We start from the raw sequence: 20,071 nt of genomic DNA, 5'->3' as shown, positions 1-20,071 counted from the left end.
GCCCGGTGCCACAGGAGAAGTTCCTGGGGCACCGGGCCTCGTGTCACACGCTTCGGGCCGTCGCTGCGGGCCGTCTCAGATCTCGCCGCGGAGCTTGGCGAGCGCCTCGGCGAGGATCGCCTCGCCGTCGGCGTCCGAGCGCCGTTCCCGTACGTACGCCAGGTGCGTCTTGTACGGTTCGGTGCGCGGCGGGGCGGGCGGGTTGTCCCGGTCCTGGCCGGCCGGGAACCCGCAGCGCGGGCAGTCCCAGGTGTCCGGCACCTGCGCGTCGCTGGCGAAGCTCGGCTGCGTCTCGTGCCCGTTCGAGCACCAGAAGGAGATGCGCAGGCGGGGCGCGGACTCGCCGCGCTCCGCCTCACCCATCGGCCCCGCTCCGACCCGGCTACCACGGATCGCGTTGCCACTTGCCACGGTCGTAACTCCCTGCGTGATGGTGCCGCGGAGTGTGTGTGGATTTCCGCCGCGGAGCGCCCAAGTCTACGTAAGGCCCAACGCACGTCCAATGAGCGGAGTTACTGATTCCACGCCATGAACGCCGACCCTCATAGTAGGCCGGGTGATGCCGACCGGACTGCCGGAATGGCCAGAACGGTCAGCTGCTCGACTTCATCAGCAGGCCGAGCGCGACGATGCACGCGAACCACAGCAGACCCACGACCACGGTGATGCGGTCCAGGTTGCGCTCCGCGACGGAGGAACCGCCGACCGACGACTGCATACCGCCGCCGAACATGTCGGAGAGGCCGCCGCCCTTGCCCTTGTGCATCAGCACGAGCAGCATCAGCAGGGCGCTGAAGACGATCAGGGCGATCGAGAACCCCATAATCACGGCTGATTCCTACTTTCTGGCTTTTCGGGCTTTCCGGCTTTGCGAGATGTGCGCGGGGGCCAGCGGCTGATGGTTCAGCCCCTGGCCCCCGCAAGGGTACGACGGATCCGCCCTACCGCATACTCACTGGTCGCGGAAGCGGACGATCTTGACGAACTCGTCCGCGTCCAGTGCCGCGCCGCCGATCAGGGCGCCGTCGACGTCGGGCTGGGCCATGATCGCCGCGATGTTCCCGGACTTCACGGAGCCGCCGTACTGGATGCGGACCTTGTCGGCCAGCTCCTGCGAGTACAGCTCGGCGAGGCGGCCGCGGATCGCCCCGCAGACCTCCTGGGCATCCTCGGGGGTGGCGACCTCGCCGGTCCCGATGGCCCAGACGGGCTCGTAGGCGATCACGATGGACTCGGCCTGCTCGGCCGGGACGTCCTTCAGGCCGCCGTCGACCTGGGCCAGCGTGTGCGCGACCTGGCCGCCGGCCTTGCGGACGTCCAGGCCCTCGCCGACGCACAGGATCGGGGTGATCCCGTGCTTGAAGGCGGCCTTGACCTTGGCGTTGCAGACCTCTTCGTTCTCGCCGTGGTACTGGCGGCGCTCGCTGTGGCCGACGGCCACGTACGTGCACTTCAGCTTGGAGAGCATCGGGCCGGAGATCTCACCGGTGTAGGCACCGGAGTCGTGCGCCGAGATGTCCTGGGCGCCGTACTTGATCTTCAGCTTGTCGCCGTCGACGAGGGTCTGGACCGACCGGAGGTCGACGAAGGGCGGCAGGACCGCGACCTCGACGGCGTCGTAGTCCTTGTCTGCGAGGGCGAAGGCGAGCTTCTGGACGTGGGCGATGGCCTCGAGGTGGTTGAGGTTCATCTTCCAGTTGCCCGCCATGAGCGGGGTGCGCGTGGTCATACGGGTTCAGCCCTCCAGGGCGGCGAGGCCGGGGAGCGTCTTGCCCTCGAGGTATTCGAGGGAGGCGCCGCCACCGGTCGAGATGTGGCCGAAAGCATTCTCGTCGAAGCCCAGGATGCGGACCGCGGCGGCACTGTCGCCACCGCCGACGACGGTGAAGGCATTGCTGTCGAGCAGGCCCTGGGCAATGGCCTTGGTGCCGTCGGCGTAGTCGGGGTGCTCGAAGACGCCCACGGGACCGTTCCAGAAGACGGTCTTGGCATCGGCGATCTTCGACGCGTACAGCTCACGCGTCTTGGGGCCGATGTCCAGGCCCTCCTTGTCGGCGGGGATCTTGTCCGCGTCGACGACCGTGAAGTCGGCCGGGGTCTTGCCCTTGAGGTCCGGGAACTCCGCGGAGACCAGTACGTCGACCGGGAGGACCAGCTCGACGCCCAGCTTCTCGGCGCGCGCCATGTACTCCTTGACGACGTCCACCTGGTCCTTCTGGAGCAGGGAGATGCCGACCTCGTAGCCCTTGGCGTAGAGGAAGGTGTAGGCCATGCCGCCGCCGATGAGGATGCGGTCGGCCTTGCCGAGCAGCTCGTCGATGACGGCGAGCTTGTCGGAGACCTTGGCGCCGCCGAGGACCACCACGTACGGGCGCTCGACCTCGGCGGTCAGCTTCTTCAGGACGCCGACCTCGGTGGCGATGAGGTAGCCGGCCGCGTGCGGGAGGCGGGCGGGCAGGTCGAAGACCGAGGCGTGCTTGCGGTGCACGGCGCCGAAGCCGTCACCCACGTAGACGTCGGCGAGCTCGGCGAGCTGGTCCGCGAAGGCGGCGCGCTCGGCGTCGTCCTTGGCGGTCTCACCGGCGTTGAAGCGCAGGTTCTCGATGACGGCGACCTGGCCGTCGGTGAGGGCCGCGACGGTCGCCTTGGCGGAGGCGCCGACAGTGTCGGTGGCGAACGCGACGTCCGTACCGAGCAGTTCGCCGAGGCGGGTGGCGGCCGGGGCGAGCGAGAAGGCCGGCTCCACGCCGGTGCCCTTCGGGCGGCCCAGGTGCGAGGCCACGATGACGCGGGCGCCGGCCTCGGCGAGCTTCGCGATCGTGGGCTGGACGGCACGGATGCGGCCGTCGTCGGTGATGGTGCCCTCGGCCAGCGGGACGTTCAGGTCCGCGCGGACGAAGACCCGCTTGCCCTTGACGCCTTCGGCGAGCAGTTCATCGATCGTCTTCATGTATTTCTACTCCTTTAGCCTTCACTCGAAGGGCGAGGAAGGAAATAACGAGGCAAGCAACAGGGCCCGTGCGGCGCTTCGTTGCGCTGCTCGGACCCTGTGCTCACATCGTGGTGCCTTGCCCTACGTTCTTAGAGCTGACCGCCGACGAAGACGGTGAGGTCGACGAGACGGTTGGAGTAGCCCCACTCGTTGTCGTACCAGCCGACGACCTTGACCTGCGTACCGTCCTGAACCATGGTCAGGGAGGAGTCGAAGGTGCAGGACGCGGGCCAGTTCACGATGTCGGAGGAGACGATCGCGTCCTCGGTGTAGTCGAGGATGCCCTTGAGCTGCCCCTCCGAGGCCTTCTGGAAGGCCGCGTTGATCTCTTCCACCGTGGTCTCGCGGGCGAGCTCCAGGACCAGGTCGGTGACCGATCCCGTCGGGACCGGCACGCGCATGGCGATGCCGTCCAGCTTGCCCTTGAGCTGCGGGAGGACCAGCGCGGTGGCCTTGGCGGCACCGGTGGAGGTCGGGATGATGTTCTCGGCGGCGGCGCGGGCGCGACGCAGGTCCGAGTGCGGGAAGTCCAGGATGCGCTGGTCGTTCGTGTACGCGTGGACCGTCGTCATCATGCCCTTGACGATGCCGAAGTTCTCGTCGAGGACCTTGGCCATCGGCGCCACGCAGTTGGTGGTGCAGGAGGCGTTGGAGATGACGTGGTGGTTGGCCGCGTCGTACTTGTCGTGGTTGACGCCCATCACGATGGTGATGTCCTCGTCCTTGGCCGGAGCCGAGATGAGGACCTTCTTCGCGCCTGCGGCGATGTGCTTGGCGGCGTCGGCCTTCTTGGTGAAGATGCCGGTCGACTCGATGACGATGTCGGCGCCCAGCTCACCCCAGGGGAGGTTGGCGGGGTCACGCTCGGCGAAGGTCTTGAAGGTCTGGCCGCCGACGGTGATGCTGTCGTCGGTGTGGGAGACCTCGGCCTTGAGTCGGCCCAGGATGGTGTCGTACTTGAGCAGATGCACCAGGGTCGCGTTGTCAGTCAGGTCGTTGACACCGACGATCTCGATGTCCGCTCCCTGCTCCAGGAGCGCCCGGAAATAGTTACGGCCAATTCGACCAAAACCGTTGATGCCTACGCGGATCGTCACGAACCGATCTCCTCGTTGGTGCGCCGGTAAGAGCGCCGGCGAGCTGTATGGGATGTCCCCGACCGCTTACGACCCTACCTCTCCGTGAGCTTTTGGGTGACATCGGTCGGGGCCTGACACGCCCCGGGGTCCCGTTCCGGACGCGGTGGAACGGGACCTCGGGACCTTGGCCCCGGTCACTCAGGGTGAATGAGAACCGGGGCTCTGATCAGCGGTGCAGCGAGCGAAGTGACTTACCGACGAGTAGCGCGCGGTCCGCCGCGGTCGGCATGTGCTCCAGGCCGAAGCCCAGCAGTACGGTGTCACGCGTGGTGACGGCCGCATAGGACTTGAACAGTTCGCCGGTCCGGGACCAGTCGCCCGCGACCTCCGGGCTTCCGGCAGGCGCACCCTGTGCGGTCCACGCGCCGAGCGAGGTCTCGAATCCCTCGACGGACTGGTCCGCGCCGTTGACGGACAGGCGCGCGTCGTCCGCGAAGACCCCGCGGCCGCCCGAGCCCGGGTCGGTGATGTAGGAGAGCGAGAGCTCCACGGTCCGGCCCGCGTAGGCGCTCAGGTCGAAGGAGACCTGCTTCCAGCCGCCGGAGGAACCGGTGAAGCTGTTCCACTGACCGCTGGTGCCCTGCGGGGTGCAGCCGCCCGAGTCGAGCGTGAGGTAGCGGCGCAGGAACGGGTGGCCGTTCAGGAAGAATCCGGCCGCGCACTCCTCCGGGACGGTGTTGCTGGTCAGGCCGCCCAGCTCCGGCAGCGTGGTCCAGTCGTCGCCGCCGGCGGTCCGGCCCTCCAGGGCGGCGTGGTCGTAGCCCTCCTCGGTGTTCCAGTTGAGGGCCAGCTTGAGCTTCGGCTGGTCGGCCGCGGTGACGCCGGTGAGGTCGATCGTGCGGACGAGGCGCTTCCAGTCGTCGTCGGTGTGCAGGGCGGAGGCCATGCCGGAGCCGGCGTAGGGGGCGTACGGGTTGACGACCCCGGTGAAGGCTCCCGCCTGGGCGCTCTTGAACTGCGGGAACGCGGCGGGCGCCAGGGTGTCGGAGGTGACGGTGTACCCGCCGGGGGCGTTGAGCGGGTTGCCCGCGGCGTCACCGACGTTGCCCCGCGCCCCGTTCAGGGCGCCGGCTCCGGCGAAGCCGGTGGCTCCGGGGGTGCTCGTACGGCTGTAGGCGCCGAGCCAGTACTGGCTGAAGTCGTTGGTCACGGCGCGGCCGACCTGGGCGTTGCCGCCGGCGAGCTCACCGGCCTCGATCAGCTTGCCGCCCTCGTTCAGGAAGTCGCGCACGGCCAACTGGGTTTCGCCGCCGGGGGTCTTGGCCCCGGTGTAGTGGACGACCGTACCGAAGTGGGAGAGGACGCCCAGGTGGTCCGGGGCGCCCTGGACGGCGACGTCCCAGACCGCCGCGGACCTGCCGTTGGCGCGCAGGGCGTCGACGTAGGTCTGGGCGTGCTGGGCCTTGGCCCCCTCTTCCGCGATCACCAGGACGTCCGCGCGCGGCCGCTCGGCCACCGTGTACGTGAAGTGCTCGCTGGAGACCTGCTTGCCGGAGCGGTCGCGGCCGGTGAACCAGACCTCGACCTTGTCGCCGGGCTTCGCGCCGTCGACCTCGGCGCGGTACTCGTCGAACCAGTTGTTGTCGTCGCCGCCGTAGACCTCGCCGCCCTTCCAGGGCTTCAGGTCCTCGTCGTGCGTGCGGCCGCCGTTGATGCGGAACTTCAGTTCCTTGTCCTTCAGCGCCTTGCGGGCCGTGACGGAGACCGCCTGGTCCTCGCCGCGGGCGGCGTAGGAGGTGGCGAAGGCGTCCGGCGTGAAGTCCGCGGCGCTCAGCCCCAGCGAAGACTTCGGGCGGTCCGGGGTGGCGGCGCTCTCGCCGACCGACAGGGCGAAGGGGACGTTCTTGGCGAACTCGGCCTGGATGAGCTTCTCGTCGTCCGGGAAGTTGAAGCCGGAGGCGCAGTCCTCGGGCTTCCACTGGTCGTTCGGGTCGCTCGCCGAGGCGGTCTGGCAGGTGGTCATCTCCGGCGTGAACATCATGATGCCGTTGACGTTGGAGGCGTGACCGTCGGCCTCGCCGTTGGTGGTGTAGAGCTCGGAGGAGACCTGCGGGTAGTAGCCGGGGACGGCCGGGTTCTCCGGGGTGCCGGCGAGCGCCTTGTACGCGACGTCGTCGGGGGTGGGGGTGGCCACCTGCCAGCCCACGCCGTACAGGAGCAGCTCGGCCGCGGAGTGGTAGTTGATCGCGTACTCGAAGCCGATGCGCTTCTGGAAGCGGTCGAGGGCGGCGGTCTCCGGCTCGGAGGAGGCGCTCGGGCCGCGATAGGTCTCGCTCGCCCGGTTCGGCGAGGAACCCTCGTTGTCGTAACCCCACTTGAAGGCGAAGTTCCGGTTCAGGTCGACGCCGTCGCCGGGGCCGGTCTTCCCGTCGCCGTCGTTGTCGCGCAGGTTCTTGCGCCACAGCCGCTGGCCGTCGGCCGCGTGCGTGTAGTCGTACCCGTCGGGATTGGCCGAAAGCAGGAACCACAGCTCGCTGGAGTCCACCAGCTTGGTGATCCGCTGGTCCTTGCCGTAGTTGTCGAGCGTGTGGTGCATCAGCCGCCGGGTCATCTCGGGGGTGATCCACTCACGGGCGTGCTGGTTGGACATGTAGAGCACGGCCGGCTTGTCGCCGTCCTTGGTCTTCCGGGCGTTCTTGCCGACCTTCAGGGCGAGGATGTCCTTGCCCTGGACGGTCTTGCCGATGGAGACGACCTTGGTGAGTCCCGGGTTCTCCTGTGCGGTCCGCAGGATCTCCTCCTGGAGGCCGCCCTTGCCGCTGTACGGGCGGAACACCCCGTCGCCGGCGGCCTTGGTGCGGGCCAGGCCCTGGGCGGGGACCTTGCGCTCGGCCAGCTTGACGCCCTGGGCGGCCAGTTCCCCGGCCTGGGCGCCGCTGAGGAACAGCTCCACCCGGGCCGTCCCGGTCTCCGGGGCCCGCTCGGAGAGCTCGTGCGCGTCCTGTCCGGCGGCGAGGACGAGCGGGACCTGTTCCCGGGTGATGTCGGCGTCGTAGACCCGTACCTCGTCGGCGCCGGATGCGGCGCCGGGTCCCGGCTGGGCCTGCGCCGCCGCGGGCAGCACGGCGAGTGTGGTTCCGAAGACGAGTGCGCTTGCGGCGAGGATCGATCTCGCGCGGTGACTCATGTGCCCCCCTGGGCGTCGTCTGCCACGAAAGCGTTCGGACGCCAGACTCAAGACCGGCCCATGCTCATGTCAATGGGGCGTGCGGCAAAGGGGCCCGCACGAGTGATCGCGCGGGCCCCTTCGGCCGAATCCGGAAGCGGGCTGCCGGTCCGGTCAGCCGGCCATGTTGTCGGCCATCTCCTCGCTGAGGTCCAGGTTCGACTCGGTGCCCGGGATGCCGAGGTCCTGGGCCCGCTTGTCGGCCATCGCCAGCAGGCGGCGGATCCGGCCGGCCACCGCGTCCTTGGTCAGCGGCGGGTCGGCGAGCGCGCCCAGCTCCTCCAGGGAGGCCTGCTTGTGCTCCATGCGCAGTCGGCCGGCCGCCGCCAGGTGCTCGGGGACCTCCTCGCCGAGGATCTCCAGCGCACGCTGCACGCGGGCTCCGGCGGCCACCGCGGCCCGCGCCGAGCGGCGCAGGTTGGCGTCGTCGAAGTTGGCCAGGCGGTTGGCGGTGGCGCGCACCTCGCGCCGCATCCGCCGCTCCTCCCAGGCCAGCACCGACTCGTGCGCGCCGAGCCGCGTCAGCAGGGCCCCGATCGCGTCGCCGTCGCGGACGACGACCCGGTCCACGCCGCGGACCTCGCGCGCCTTGGCGGCGATGGACAGCCTGCGGGCGGCGCCCACCAGGGCCAGGGCGGCTTCCGGGCCGGGGCAGGTGACCTCCAGGGAGGACGACCGGCCCGGCTCGGTGAGCGAGCCGTGGGCCAGGAAGGCGCCGCGCCAGGCCGCCTCGGCGTCACAGGTGGCCCCGGAGACCACCTGCGGCGGAAGGCCCCGGATGGGGCGCCCGCGGCCGTCCACGAGGCCCGTCTGGCGCGCCAGCTGGTCACCGCCGGCCACGACGCGGACCACGTAGCGGCTGCCGCGGCGCAGTCCGCCCGGTGCCATCACCACCAGGTCCGAGGAATGGCCGAAGATCTCCAGGATGTCCTTGCGCAGACGTCTGGCGGCGATCCCGGTATCCAGCTCCGCCTCGATGACGATGCGGCCGCTCACCAGGTGCAGCCCGCCGGCGAACCGAAGGATCGCCGAGACCTCCGCCTTCCTGCAGCAGGTGCGGGTGACGGGCAGGCGGGAGATCTCATCCTTCACCGCAGGCGTCATCGCCATGGGCCGATCCTTCCATGCATCCGAAAAATACGGTCGTACGCGGCGGCCAGCAGCTCCGGATCGTGCTTCGGAGAACCGTCCTGCCTGGCCACGGGAGCCAGCTCGACCGCGGCACCGAAGCGTTTCGCGGCATCGGAGAGGGACTCGCGGTCGGGCACGGCGGCCTCGTCGGCCAGCACCACGTCCAGGGCGAGTTTAGGGGCGTGTCGGGCCAAAACCTCCAAATGACGCTGCGGAGAGAAGCCCTCTGTTTCGCCGGGCTGCGGCGCGAGGTTCAGCGAGAGGACCCGCCGGGCCTTCGTCTCCATCAGCGCTTCCAGCAGTTCCGGCACCAGCAGGTGCGGAATGACGGAGGAGAACCACGACCCCGGGCCGAGCACCACCCAGTCGGCGTCCAGCACCGCGGCGACCGCCTCCGGCACCGCCGGCGGGTCGCTCGGCACCACCTGTACGGAGAGCACCTCGCCCGGGGTCAGCGCCACCGTGGCCTGCCCGCGGACGGTGTCCACGTCCTCGGGGCGGGCCGGGTCGTGCCCCCTGACCAGGGCCTGGAGCTCCAGCGGGACCGCCGACATCGGCAGGACGCGGCCCTGTGCCCCGAGCAGCTTGCCGACCAGGTCGAGGGCCTGGACGGGATCGCCGAGCTGTTCCCACAGGGCGACGATCAGCAGGTTGCCGACGGCGTGCCCGTGCAGGTCGCCCTCGGACTGGAAGCGGTGCTGGATGACCCGGGCCCAGGTCTGGCCCCAGTCGTCGTCCCCGCACAGCGCGGCCAGCGCCTTGCGCAGGTCGCCGGGCGGGAGCACGCCGAGCTCCTCCCGGAGCCGGCCGCTGGATCCGCCGTCGTCGGCGACGGTGACCACGGCGGTGAGGTCACCGGTGATGCGGCGCAGGGCGGCGAGGGAGGCCGACAGGCCCTGGCCGCCGCCGAGCGCCACCACCTTGGGCGTGGCGCCGCGCCGGCGGCCGGAGCGGCCGGAGCGGCCCACGCCGTCCTCGCCCCGTCCCGGGGTGAGGCGGCGCAGGCGGCTCAGCCGCGGGGTCCGTGCGGTCACTCGCGCCCCATGTCCCGGTGGACTACGACGGTCTCGACTCCCTCGGAGGCAAGGCGGGCGGCGAGCTTCTCGGACATGGCCACGCTGCGGTGCTTGCCGCCCGTGCAGCCGACCGCGATGGTCACGTACCGCTTGCCCTCGCGGCGGTAGCCGGTGGCGATGAGCTGGAGCAGCTCGGTGTAGCGGTCGAGGAACTCCTTGGCGCCGGGCTGGCTGAAGACGTACCCCGACACCTCCTCGTTGAGCCCGGTGAAGGGGCGCAGCTCCGGGACCCAGTGCGGGTTGGGGATGAAGCGGCAGTCGACGACCAGGTCGGCGTCGACGGGGAGGCCGTACTTGTAGCCGAAGGACATGACGGTGGCCCGCAGCTCGGGCTCCTCGTCCCCGGCGAACTGGGCGTCCATCTTGGCGCGCAGCTCGTGCACGTTCAGGCTGGAGGTGTCGATCACCAGGTCGGCGTCGCCGCGCAGCTCGCGCAGCAGGTCTCGCTCGGCGGCGATGCCGTCGGTGATGCGCCCGTCGCCCTGGAGCGGGTGCGGGCGGCGGACCGACTCGAAGCGGCGGACCAGCGCGTCGTCGGAGGACTCCAGGAAGACGATGCGGCGGGTGACGCCCTTGCTGTCGAGGTCGGCGAGGGACTCGCGCAGGGCGTCGAAGAACTGGCGGCCGCGGACGTCCACGACGACGGCGATGCGCGCCACGTTGCCCTGGGAGCGTGCGCCGAGCTCCACCATGGTCGGGATCAGGGCCGGCGGGAGGTTGTCGACGACGAACCAGCCGAGGTCCTCCAGACACTTGGCCGCCGTGCTGCGGCCGGCCCCGGACATGCCGGAGATGATCACCAGCTCGGGGATGGCCGCCTCGGCGGTCTCGCCGGGCTCCGCTGTCGTGCCCGTACTCACCTGTGCTCCGTCTCGGTCGTGCGTGGTCTCGTGCTCGGTCATTGCTCGGTCCCCCGTTCGGACGATGCTCCCGCTGGCGCGGGGGTCTCATCCTCAATGATCTCTCCTGTGGCCGTGTTGACGGCAGGACCGGCGGGAACCGCCCGGGCGAGGGCCGCGACCACGGTCTCGGCCGTCTTCCGGCCTATGCCCGGGACCTCGCAGATCTGGTCGATTGTCGCCTGTCTCAGCTTCTTCACCGAACCGAAGTGCTTGATCAGGGCCTGCTTGCGGCTCTCGCCGAGGCCGGGCACCTCGTCCAGGGGCCCGGATTTCAGGCGCTTGCCGCGCTTGTTGCGCTGGTACTGGATGGCGAACCGGTGGGCTTCGTCACGCACCCGCTGGAGCAGGTAGAGCCCCTCGCTGGTGCGCGGGAGCACGACCGGGTCGTCCTCGCCGGGCACCCAGACCTCCTCCAGCCGCTTGGCCAGGCCGCACACGGCGACGTCGTCGATCCCGAGCTCCTCCAGGGCCCGCTTGGCGGCGGCGACCTGCGGCTGCCCGCCGTCGACCACGACGAGCTGGGGCGGGTACGCGAAGCGCTTGGGCTTCCCGTCGTCCTCGGGCACCTCCCCGTCGCCGTCCTCGGGGTCCCACTCCCCCGTCCTGAGCTTCTCCTGGAGATAGCGGCGGAAGCGCCGGGACACCACCTCGTGCATGGAGCGGACGTCGTCCTGCCCCTCGAAGGACTTGATCTGGAAGCGCCGGTACTCGCTCTTGCGGGCCAGGCCGTCCTCGAAGACGACCATCGACGCGACGACGTCGTCGCCCTGGAGGTGGGAGATGTCGAAGCACTCGATGCGCAGCGGGGCGCTGTCGAGGTCCAGGGCTGCGGCGATCTCCTCCAGGGCCCGGGAGCGCGTGGTGAGGTCGCTGGCGCGCTTGGTCTTGTGCAGGGCGAGGGACTGGAGCGCGTTGCGGTGGACGGTCTCCATGAGGGCCTTCTTGTCGCCGCGCTGCGGTATCCGCAGGCTGACCTGGGACCCCCGCCGGTCGGCGAGCCACTGGCTCAGCACCGGCGTGTCCTCGGGGAGCGCCGGGACCAGCACCTCCTTGGGCACGGCCTCGCCCTTCTCCTCGCCGTACAGCTGCTGGAGGGCGTGCTCGACGAGTCCGGCCGTGTCGACGGCCTCGACCTTGTCGGTGACCCAGCCGCGCTGGCCGCGGACCCGGCCGCCGCGGACGTGGAAGATCTGCACGGCGGCTTCGAGCTCGTCCTCGGCGACGGCGATCAGGTCGGCGTCGGTGGCGTCGGCGAGCACCACGGCGTTCTTCTCCATGGCCCGGCGCAGTGCCCCGATGTCGTCGCGCAGCCGGGCGGCCTTCTCGTACTCCATGTCCTCGGCCGCCGCGTGCATCTCCTTCTCCAGCCGGGAGAGGTAGGTGCCGGTGCGGCCGGCCATGAAGTCGCAGAAGTCCTCGGCCAGTTCGCGGTGCTCCTCGGGGGTGACCCGGCCGACGCAGGGGGCGGAGCACTTGCCGATGTAGCCGAGCAGGCAGGGCCGGCCGATCTGGGCGGAACGCTTGAACACGCCGGCGGAGCAGGTCCGGACCGGGAACACCCGGAGCATCAGGTCGACGGTCTCGCGGATCGCCCAGGCGTGTCCGTAGGGCCCGAAGTAGCGCACGCCCTTCTTCTTGGGCCCCCGCATGACCTGGACCCGCGGGTACTCCTCATTGAGGGTGACGGCGAGGGAGGGGTAGCTCTTGTCGTCCCGGTACTTGACGTTGAACCGGGGGTCGAACTCCTTGATCCACGAGTATTCCAGCTGGAGCGCCTCGACCTCGGTGGAGACCACGGTCCACTCGACGGAGGCGGCCGTGGTCACCATCGTGGCGGTACGGGGATGCAGGCCGGCGAGGTCCTGGAAGTAGCTGGCCAGGCGCTGGCGCAGGCTCTTGGCCTTCCCGACGTAGATCACCCGGCGGTGCTCGTCGCGGAACTTGTAGACCCCCGGGGAGTCAGGGATCTGTCCCGGCTCGGGACGGTAGCTGGAAGGGTCGGCCATGCCAACCACCCTACTTGCGCCCACCGACAACGGACGGTAGGCCTCCGTCCCGGTGCGCGGATCCGGGGCGCCTGCCGCGCGAGCTCCCCGGGCTCCGCCCGGACCCGGTCCTCAAACGCCGGACGGGCTGAAATACAGCCCCGCCGGCGTTTGAGGCGCGGGGGTCCGGGGGCGGAGCCCCCGACGGGCTAAGCCCGGGCGGCCCGACGGCGCCGCAGGGCGACCAGCACACCGCCCCCGCCCAGCGCGGCGAGCGCACCGGCGCCGCCGGTCACCGCCGCGACCGGAGTCCCGTCACCCCCGGCCGGGGCTTCGGCGTAGCCGCCGGCCGTGCCGCGCGCGGCGTAAGGGGAGCCGGGGAGCTTGTCCCCGTACGCCCCGGTCACCCGGGCCCGGTAGGCGGCCAGGCTCGTACCCCCGGCGCCCACGGCCCGTTCCGCGTCCTCGTCCAGCGGCAGCACCCTGCTGCCCCCGGTCACGTACCAGGCGTCGATCTGCGGTTCCCGGAACACCGTTCCCCCGGGCAGTTTCTCTGCACCCAGCCGGGCGTAGCGGAACTCGTCGTCGCCGGTGGCGATGTTCACGACCTGCCAGCCGGCCTCCGTGCGCGCCGTCCACAGCGCGGCCTGCTGCCCGTCGGAGGAGACGGCCCTGCTGGCGAGGAACTCCAGCCGGGCGACCGGCGCGCCCGCTCTGCCCGCGACGAACTCCGGGGACAGGTGGTTGACGGGTATCGCCTCGCCGTCGATCCGGGGCTGCGCGGCCGTGAGGGAGACCTTGCCCTCCCGGGCGAAGAAGCGGGAGAGGGTGGCGAGGGTGTCGGGTGCGGTGGCCGCCCGTGTGGCGGCGGCCCGGTTTTCGGCGGTGGCGGCCTCGGGCTGCGGCACGGGGCCCCCGGGAGCCGCGGCCGCGAGTGGGGCGGGGCCGAGGAGGGCGGTGGCGGCGAGGACCGCGGCTGCGGCGGTGGCGCGCAGGGTCATGGCGGTCACGCCCCGATCCGGTAGAGCGAGTGGGTCCAGGAGAAGGTGTTGTTGTTGACGTACCAGGCGTGCGAGGCCCAGTTGTAGCGGTCGCTGGAGGGCCAGGGGTCGCCCCAGTAGACCCAGTTGCTCGCGGTGTCGTAGCCGTAGACGACGTGCATGTGGCCGCCGCCGTTGGACCATTGGATCCGGGTCTCGATCGGCCGGTTGGCGTTGATCTCGGTCTGGACGGTGGAGTACTGGAGCCAGCCGGTGACGTAGGAGCCGGGGTTGATGCCCGCCCAGCGCAGCCCGGTCTGGACGTTGCCGAGGGTGGCCTGGTTGTTGGGGCATTCGCTGCCCTGCTGGCGGTTGAAGGCGGCGTTGCAGAACTGGTTCTGGCTGTAGTTCCGGCCGAACCAGGTGGCGATGGTGTTGCCGCCGGCGGCCCAGCACCAGTTGGTCTTCGTCTGCGCCTGCATGGTGATGTTCAGGCGCTTGGTGGCGAGGGCGGAGTCGGTGCCGGCATCGGCAGCGGCGGCGGTGCCGGTGCCGATGGGCAGGGCGAACAGCAGGGCGGTGAGCACGGCGGTGAGCGAGGCGGCTGGGGAAAGCCGCCGGTTTCGGTTGCGCATCGCGTTCCTCCCAGTGTGGGGATTGGGGGGTGGAGGAGCGCGTCCGGACGCTGTTCAGGAGCATCAGGGAGTTGTCGCGATCAGGTCAACACGCTTCAATACGCGTTGACATTGCGGTGTGAACGGTGGGGCTGCGGTGTGAACGGTTGCTGTCGTGTCACCTGGTCCCCCCGAGCCGCCACCGCGATCCCCCGCACCGGCCCGTGTGAACGTTCACAGAGGAGTCGCCATGCGACCGACCGGCGACACGGCGGAACTCGGCCGGTTGCTGCGCGGCGGCCCCTTCCACCTCGCCCTGCGCGCCGCCCTCGCCGCGCGCGGACTGCCCCTGCACCGGGTCCAGCACCGGCTCGCGGCGCAGGGCATCAAGGTCGGCGTCACCAGCCTCAGTTACTGGCAGCAGGGTGCCCGGCGGCCGCGTCACCCCGAGTCGCTGCGGGCGGTCGGCGCCCTGGAGCGGATCCTGGAACTGCCCGACGGCGCCCTCCTGCGGCTGCTGGCCGCCCCCGAGGCCGGCCCCGGGCCCGCCCGACCGACCACCCGCTCGTACCGGGCCCTGTTCAGCATGGGCGGGACGGTGGAGCGGCTGCTGAACGGAATGGACCTCCCGCCGGACGGCGGGCTGCACTCGGTCGGGCACCACGAGCGGGTCCGCATCGGCGCGGCGGGGGAGCTGCGGGTCCGTGAGTCGCAGCAGATCGTCCGGGCGCACCGGGACGGGGTCGACCGCTACCTCGCCGTCCACCACGGCGACCAGGGCTGCGACGTGTCCCGGATCCGCGTATCGGCGTACGAGAACTGCCGCACGGGCCGGGTGCGGTGCCACCCGGAATCCGGGGTGGTGGTCGCGGAACTGCTCTTCGACGCGCGGCTGCGGCGCGGGGACACCCACGTCTTCGGCTATGTGGTCGAGGACGGTACGGGCGCCCGCAGCAGCGAGTACGTGCGCGGGTTCAGTTACGCCGGCGGCCAGTACATGCTCCAGGTCGGCTTCGACGAGGCGGCCCTGCCGGTGCGCTGCCGGCGTTTCGCGCGGGGCGGCCCCGAGGCCCCGCGCACCGGCTTCGTGGACCTGACGCCCAGCGGCCGGCATCGGGCGGTGCACCTGGTGGAGCAGTCGGTGCGGCGCGGGATCCTCGGGATCGCCTGGGACTGGGACTGATCCCGCTGCCCGCCGTCCCGGTCAGCCGGCGACGAGGTTGCCGTTCTCGGCCCGGACCGGGACGGCGGGCAGCGGCGCGGAGGCCGGGCCGCGCAGGACCTTGCCGGTGTTCACATCGAAACGGCTGCCGTGGCAGGGGCAGTTCCCCTCGCCCTCGACGATCTTGTCCAGGACGCAGCCGGCATGCGTGCACTGGGCGCTGAACGCCTTGTACTGGCCCTCGGCCGGGCAGCTGACGATCAGCTTCTTCTCCCGGTACAGCTTCGCGCCGCCCACCGGGACGTCGGCCGCGGCGCCCAGGTCCACCGGCTCGGCGGGAGTGGCGGGGGTGTTGCCCCCACTGTGGGTCTCGGTGGAACAGGCCGCGAGGGCCGCTCCCGCGCCCGCAGCCCCGGCGAGCGCGGCGGCGCCCCTGAGGACGGTACGGCGGGCGGGCGACTGCGGCGCGGGCATGCGGTTCTCCTGGGCTACGGGGGCTGCGGCACGGGTGTGCGGTGCGGTGCGGATGTGCGGTGCGGTGTGCGGGTGCACGGCCAGGACCGGACCGGGCCGGTACTCGACGGGGGCACCGGCCCACCCGACGATACCGCCGCCCCATGAGGTAGCTTCCCCCGCGTGATCGTCGTCGGCGGAGAAGCCCTCATCGACCTGGTGCCCGCGGCACGGCCGCCCGGCGCACTGCTGCCCCGGCGGGGCGGCGGACCGTACAACACCGCGCTCGCGCTCGGCCGGCTCGGCGCCGAGGTGGCCTTCTGCTCGCGGGTCTCCTCGGACGGCTTCGGCGAGAGCCTGCTCGCCGGGCTGCGGGCGGCCGGGGTGGACCTGTCGCTGGTCCAGCGCGGTCCGGAGCCCACCACGCTCGCCGTGCCCTCGCTGGCCCCGGACGGCTCGGCCTCCTACGGCTTCTACGTCGAGGGCACGGCGGACCGGCTGTTCACGCTGCCGCCCGCCCTGCCGGACGGGGTACGGGCCCTCGCGCTCGGCACCTGCTCGCTGGTCCTGGAACCGGGCGCGAGCGCGTACGAGGCCCTGCTGCGCCGGGAGTCCCGGCGCGGGCTGCTCACCCTGCTGGACCCCAACATCCGGCCGGCGCTGATCGCGGACCCGGCGGCGTACCGCGCCCGGTTCCTGGAGCGGCTGCTGCCGCACACGAGCGTCCTCAAGCTGTCGGAGGAGGACGCGGCCTGGCTGGGCGGCCGGGTCGAGGACTGGCTGGCGGCCGGACCGTCGGCGGTGGTGCTGACCCGGGGCGCGGCGGGCCTGACGGTCTGGACCCGGGAGGGCGCGCAGCACTCGGCGGCGGCCCGCCCGGTCGCGGTGGTGGACACGATCGGCGCGGGCGACACCGTCAACGCGGCCCTGCTGCACCGGCTCACCGCCGCCGGGCCGGGCGGGCCGGTGGACTGGCCGGAGGTGCTGGCCCACGCCGCCCATGCGGCGGCCCTGACCTGTACCCGGGCGGGGGCGGAACCTCCGTACGCGGCGGAGCTCAGCGGATAGCGGCCCAGCCGGTCCGGGCCACGGGCGGGGCGGACTCCTCGACGGGCTGGACCACATGCGCCCCGGAGAAGTGCAGGAAGAAGGCCCGCTGGAAGCAGGCGCCGAGCAGCAGGGCCGCGCGGCCCACGGATCGGCGTCGGGCCGCAGCCGCCCGGCTTCGAGCTCGCGCCGCCGCCGCCCGGGCGGACGCAGGAGGGCCCGGCCATCGGCCGGGCCCTCCCGTCGGACGCGAACGCGGCGCGGCGGCTACGCCTTGCGCGCCCGGGCCGTCGTCTTCTTGGCCGGGGCCGCCTTCTTCGCGGCGGCGGCCTTGGTCGCCACCGCCTTCTTCGCCGGGGCCTTCTTGGCCGGGGCCTTCTTCGCCGTGGCCCGCACCGGGGACGCCCCCGCGTCGGAGACCCGGTCCGCGCCCAGGATGTCCCGCAGGAACTTGCCGGTGTGGCTCGCGCCCACCGAGGCCACCGCCTCGGGGGTGCCCTCGGCCACCACCAGACCGCCGCCGTAGCCGCCCTCGGGGCCCATGTCGATGACCCAGTCCGCGGTCTTGATGACGTCGAGGTTGTGCTCGATGACGATCACCGAGTTCCCCTTGTCCACCAGCCCGGACAGCACCTTGATCAGCTTCGAGATGTCCTCGAAGTGCAGACCCGTGGTCGGCTCGTCCAGCACGTAGACCGTCCGGCCCGTGGAGCGCTTCTGGAGCTCGGAGGCCAGCTTGACGCGCTGCGCCTCACCGCCCGACAGGGTCGGTGCCGACTGGCCGAGGCGGACGTAGCCCAGCCCGACCTCGTTGAGCGTCTTGAGGTGACGCGCGATCGTCGGCACCGCCTCGAAGAAGCCCAGCGCCTCCTCGATCGGCATGTTCAGCACTTCCGCGATGGACTTGCCCTTGTAGTGGACCTCCAGCGTCTCCCGGTTGTACCGGTCGCCGTGGCAGACCTCGCAGGGGACGTAGACGTCCGGCAGGAAGTTCATCTCGATCTTGATCGTGCCGTCGCCGGCGCAGTTCTCGCACCGGCCGCCCTTCACGTTGAAGGAGAAGCGGCCCGGCAGGTAGCCGCGCACCTTCGCCTCCATGGTCTCCGCGAAGAGCTTGCGCACGTGGTCGAAGACGCCCGTGTACGTCGCCGGGTTGGACCGCGGGGTCCGGCCGATCGGCGACTGGTCGACGTGGACGACCTTGTCGACGAGCTCGTCGCCCTCCACCCGGGTGTGCCGCCCGGGCACCGAGCGGGCGCCGTTCAGCTCGCGGGCCAGGTGCGTGTAGAGGATGTCGTTGACCAGCGTCGACTTGCCCGAGCCCGACACGCCGGTCACGGCCGTCAGCACACCCAGCGGGAAGGACACGTCGATGTCCCGCAGGTTGTTCTCCTTGGCGCCGTGCACGGTCAGCTTGCGCTCGCCGTTCACGGGCCGGCGCACGTCCGGGATCTCGATGGACTTCTTGCCCGAGAGGTACTGCCCGGTCATCGACTCGGTGTTCTTCAGCAGCTCCTTGAGCGAACCGCTGTGCACCACCTTGCCGCCGTGCTCACCCGCGCCGGGACCGATGTCGACGACCCAGTCGGCCACCTTGATGGTGTCCTCGTCGTGCTCGACCACGATGAGCGTGTTGCCCATGTCCCGCAGTCGCACCAGGGTCTCGATCAGCCGGTGGTTGTCGCGCTGGTGCAGACCGATGGAGGGCTCGTCCAGCACGTAGAGCACGCCGACCAGGCCGGAGCCGATCTGGGTGGCGAGCCGGATGCGCTGGGCCTCGCCACCGGACAGGGTGCCGGCGGCCCGGTTGAGGGAGAGGTAGTCGAGACCGACGTCCACGAGGAAGCGGAGCCGCTCGTTGACCTCCTTCAGGACCCGCTCGGCGATCTTCTTGTCGCGGGCGTCGAGGCGCATCCGCCCCAGGAAGTCCGCGCACTCGCTGATCGACATGGCGGCGACCTCGGCGATGGACTTCTCCATCACCGTCACCGCGAGCACGATCGGCTTGAGGCGGGTGCCCTCACAGGTCGGGCAGGGCACCTCACGCATGTAGCCCTCGAAGCGCTCGCGGCTGGCGTCGCTCTCCGACTCCGCGTGCCGCCGCTTGACGAACGGCACGGCGCCCTCGAAGGCCGTGGTGTAGGCGCGCTCCCGGCCGTACCGGTTGCGGTAGCGGACCTCGATCTGCGTCTTGTGCCCGTACAGCAGGGCCTTCTTCGCGCGCACCGGCAGCCCGGCCCACGCGATGTCGGTCCGGAATCCGAGCTCCTCGGCGAGCGCGCCGATCAGCCGCTGGAAGTAGTCCTTGGTGTGGCCGAGCGACCACGGCGAGACCGCGCCCTCGTCCAGGGACTTGTCCTCGTCCGGAATGATCAGCTCCGGGTCCACCTCCATGCGCGTACCGATACCGGTGCACTCGGGGCAGGCTCCGAAGGGCGAGTTGAAGGAGAAGGAGCGCGGCTCCAGCTCCTCGAAGGACAGGTCGTCGTACGGGCAGTAGAGGTGCTCGGAATACATCCGCTCACGCTCGGGGTCGTCCTCGGCGAGGTCGACGAAATCCAGGATCACCATGCCGCCGGACAGGCCGAGGGCGGTCTCCACGGAGTCCGTGAGCCGGCGCTTGGCGCTCTCCTTGACGGTGAGGCGGTCGATGACCACCTCGATGGTGTGCTTCTCCTGCTTCTTCAGCGTGGGCGGCTCGGAGAGCTGGATGGTCTCCCCGTCCACCCGCGCCCGGCTGTAGCCCTTGGTCTGGAGGTCGGAGAAGAGGTCGACGAACTCGCCCTTGCGCTCGCGCACCAGCGGCGAGAGCACCTGGAAGCGGCTGCCCTCGGGGAGCGCGAGCACCTTGTCGACGATCGCCTGCGGCGACTGGCGCGAGATGGGCCGGCGGCACTCGGGGCAGTGCGGCTTGCCGATCCGGGCGAAGAGCAGGCGCAGGTAGTCATAGACCTCGGTGATGGTGCCCACGGTGGAGCGCGGGTTGCGCGAGGTCGACTTCTGGTCGATCGAGACGGCCGGGGAGAGGCCCTCGATGAAGTCGACGTCGGGCTTGTCCATCTGCCCGAGGAACTGGCGGGCGTACGACGAGAGCGACTCGACGTAGCGGCGCTGGCCCTCGGCGAAGATCGTGTCGAAGGCCAGGGAGGACTTGCCCGACCCGGAGAGTCCGGTGAAGACGATGAGTGAGTCGCGGGGCAGGTCGAGCGAGACGTTCTTCAGGTTGTGCTCGCGAGCGCCACGAACGATGAGACGGTCGGTCACGCCGGTCCGCACCTTTCTTGAGAGAGCGGGGGCACGGGCCCCCGTCCCAGGGTATGGGGGGCGCCTCTGCGATGGACTTGGTCCTTGGACTTCCGAGCGTATAGCACGCACATTCGATTTACGGCACTCCGCAGACCGCTTCACCCAATCGTGTGGCGGT

At 71.0% G+C, this 20,071-nt stretch carries 17 protein-coding genes; 2 read left to right on the top strand and 15 right to left on the bottom strand.

The genetic code is table 11. From position 1 onward, the window contains the following. Positions 1–75: 75 nt before the first annotated feature. The 12 genes from B6R96_RS26555 to B6R96_RS26500 form a co-directional block, all read right to left on the bottom strand. On the bottom strand, positions 76–411 hold the full coding sequence (locus B6R96_RS26555) for an RNA polymerase-binding protein RbpA (protein ID WP_010352468.1): 336 nt from the start codon (positions 409–411) through the stop codon (positions 76–78). 181 nt (positions 412–592) lie between these two features. Next, the gene (gene secG / locus B6R96_RS26550) at positions 593–823 is read right to left on the bottom strand and encodes a preprotein translocase subunit SecG (RefSeq protein WP_030388924.1); all 231 of its coding nucleotides are present in this window, start codon (positions 821–823) and stop codon (positions 593–595) included. Positions 824–952: 129 nt separating this feature from the next. Then, positions 953–1,729, bottom strand: a complete 777-nt coding sequence (tpiA, locus tag B6R96_RS26545) for a triose-phosphate isomerase (protein WP_030388925.1) — start codon at positions 1,727–1,729, stop codon at positions 953–955. Between the two features lie 6 nt (positions 1,730–1,735). Further along, positions 1,736–2,950 (bottom strand): phosphoglycerate kinase, encoded by a 1,215-nt coding sequence (locus tag B6R96_RS26540; protein ID WP_081523839.1) that lies wholly within the window; start codon positions 2,948–2,950, stop codon positions 1,736–1,738. Between the two features lie 131 nt (positions 2,951–3,081). Beyond that, positions 3,082–4,089: a type I glyceraldehyde-3-phosphate dehydrogenase gene (gap, locus tag B6R96_RS26535; protein ID WP_081523838.1), complete on the bottom strand. Its 1,008-nt coding sequence runs from the start codon at positions 4,087–4,089 to the stop codon at positions 3,082–3,084. 208 nt (positions 4,090–4,297) lie between these two features. After that, on the bottom strand, positions 4,298–7,258 hold the full coding sequence (locus B6R96_RS26530; protein WP_081523837.1) for a M14 family metallopeptidase: 2,961 nt from the start codon (positions 7,256–7,258) through the stop codon (positions 4,298–4,300). Between the two features lie 153 nt (positions 7,259–7,411). Further along, entirely contained in the window at positions 7,412–8,407 is a 996-nt protein-coding gene (whiA, locus tag B6R96_RS26525; RefSeq protein ID WP_030009075.1) for a DNA-binding protein WhiA, read from the bottom strand. Continuing rightward, the gene (locus B6R96_RS26520; RefSeq protein WP_030388928.1) at positions 8,398–9,462 is read right to left on the bottom strand and encodes a gluconeogenesis factor YvcK family protein; all 1,065 of its coding nucleotides are present in this window, start codon (positions 9,460–9,462) and stop codon (positions 8,398–8,400) included. The genes whiA and B6R96_RS26520 overlap by 10 nt, the downstream gene beginning before the upstream one ends. After that, the gene (gene rapZ, locus B6R96_RS26515; RefSeq protein WP_030388929.1) at positions 9,459–10,406 is read right to left on the bottom strand and encodes an RNase adapter RapZ; all 948 of its coding nucleotides are present in this window, start codon (positions 10,404–10,406) and stop codon (positions 9,459–9,461) included. Before rapZ ends, B6R96_RS26520 begins: the two co-directional genes overlap by 4 nt. Next, positions 10,403–12,412 (bottom strand): excinuclease ABC subunit UvrC, encoded by a 2,010-nt coding sequence (gene uvrC, locus B6R96_RS26510; protein ID WP_081523836.1) that lies wholly within the window; start codon positions 12,410–12,412, stop codon positions 10,403–10,405. Before uvrC ends, rapZ begins: the two co-directional genes overlap by 4 nt. A gap of 188 nt (positions 12,413–12,600) precedes the next feature. Next, positions 12,601–13,392, bottom strand: coding sequence for a hypothetical protein (locus B6R96_RS26505; RefSeq protein ID WP_081525271.1), 792 nt, complete (start codon positions 13,390–13,392; stop codon positions 12,601–12,603). Between the two features lie 5 nt (positions 13,393–13,397). Then, positions 13,398–14,006 (bottom strand): papain-like cysteine protease family protein, encoded by a 609-nt coding sequence (locus B6R96_RS26500; RefSeq protein ID WP_030388932.1) that lies wholly within the window; start codon positions 14,004–14,006, stop codon positions 13,398–13,400. A gap of 229 nt (positions 14,007–14,235) precedes the next feature. Here B6R96_RS26500 and B6R96_RS26495 point away from each other — a divergent pair, with 229 nt between their 5' ends. Beyond that, positions 14,236–15,168 (top strand): hypothetical protein, encoded by a 933-nt coding sequence (locus tag B6R96_RS26495; protein ID WP_081523835.1) that lies wholly within the window; start codon positions 14,236–14,238, stop codon positions 15,166–15,168. Positions 15,169–15,189: 21 nt separating this feature from the next. Here B6R96_RS26495 and B6R96_RS26490 read toward each other — a convergent pair whose 3' ends face one another. Beyond that, positions 15,190–15,621 (bottom strand): Rieske (2Fe-2S) protein, encoded by a 432-nt coding sequence (locus tag B6R96_RS26490; RefSeq protein ID WP_030388934.1) that lies wholly within the window; start codon positions 15,619–15,621, stop codon positions 15,190–15,192. A 162-nt stretch (positions 15,622–15,783) separates the two neighbouring features. Between B6R96_RS26490 and B6R96_RS26485 the strand changes: the two genes are divergently transcribed. After that, on the top strand, positions 15,784–16,668 hold the full coding sequence (locus B6R96_RS26485; RefSeq protein ID WP_030388935.1) for a carbohydrate kinase family protein: 885 nt from the start codon (positions 15,784–15,786) through the stop codon (positions 16,666–16,668). Here the strand turns inward: B6R96_RS26485 and B6R96_RS37355 are convergent. Both B6R96_RS37355 and uvrA read right to left on the bottom strand, forming a co-directional pair. Continuing rightward, positions 16,658–16,795, bottom strand: a complete 138-nt coding sequence (locus B6R96_RS37355) for a hypothetical protein (RefSeq protein ID WP_159396371.1) — start codon at positions 16,793–16,795, stop codon at positions 16,658–16,660. The genes B6R96_RS26485 and B6R96_RS37355 overlap by 11 nt on opposite strands. 119 nt (positions 16,796–16,914) lie before the next feature. Next, complete coding sequence (gene uvrA / locus B6R96_RS26480) at positions 16,915–19,911, bottom strand: excinuclease ABC subunit UvrA (RefSeq protein WP_081523834.1); 2,997 nt, start codon at positions 19,909–19,911, stop codon at positions 16,915–16,917. Positions 19,912–20,071: the final 160 nt, after the last annotated feature.

Source organism: Streptomyces sp. Sge12 (assembly GCF_002080455.1).
Taxonomy (GTDB): domain Bacteria; phylum Actinomycetota; class Actinomycetes; order Streptomycetales; family Streptomycetaceae; genus Streptomyces.
The sequence above is the reverse complement of the archived record's forward strand: the minus strand, read 5'-3'. Positions and strand labels throughout refer to the sequence as shown.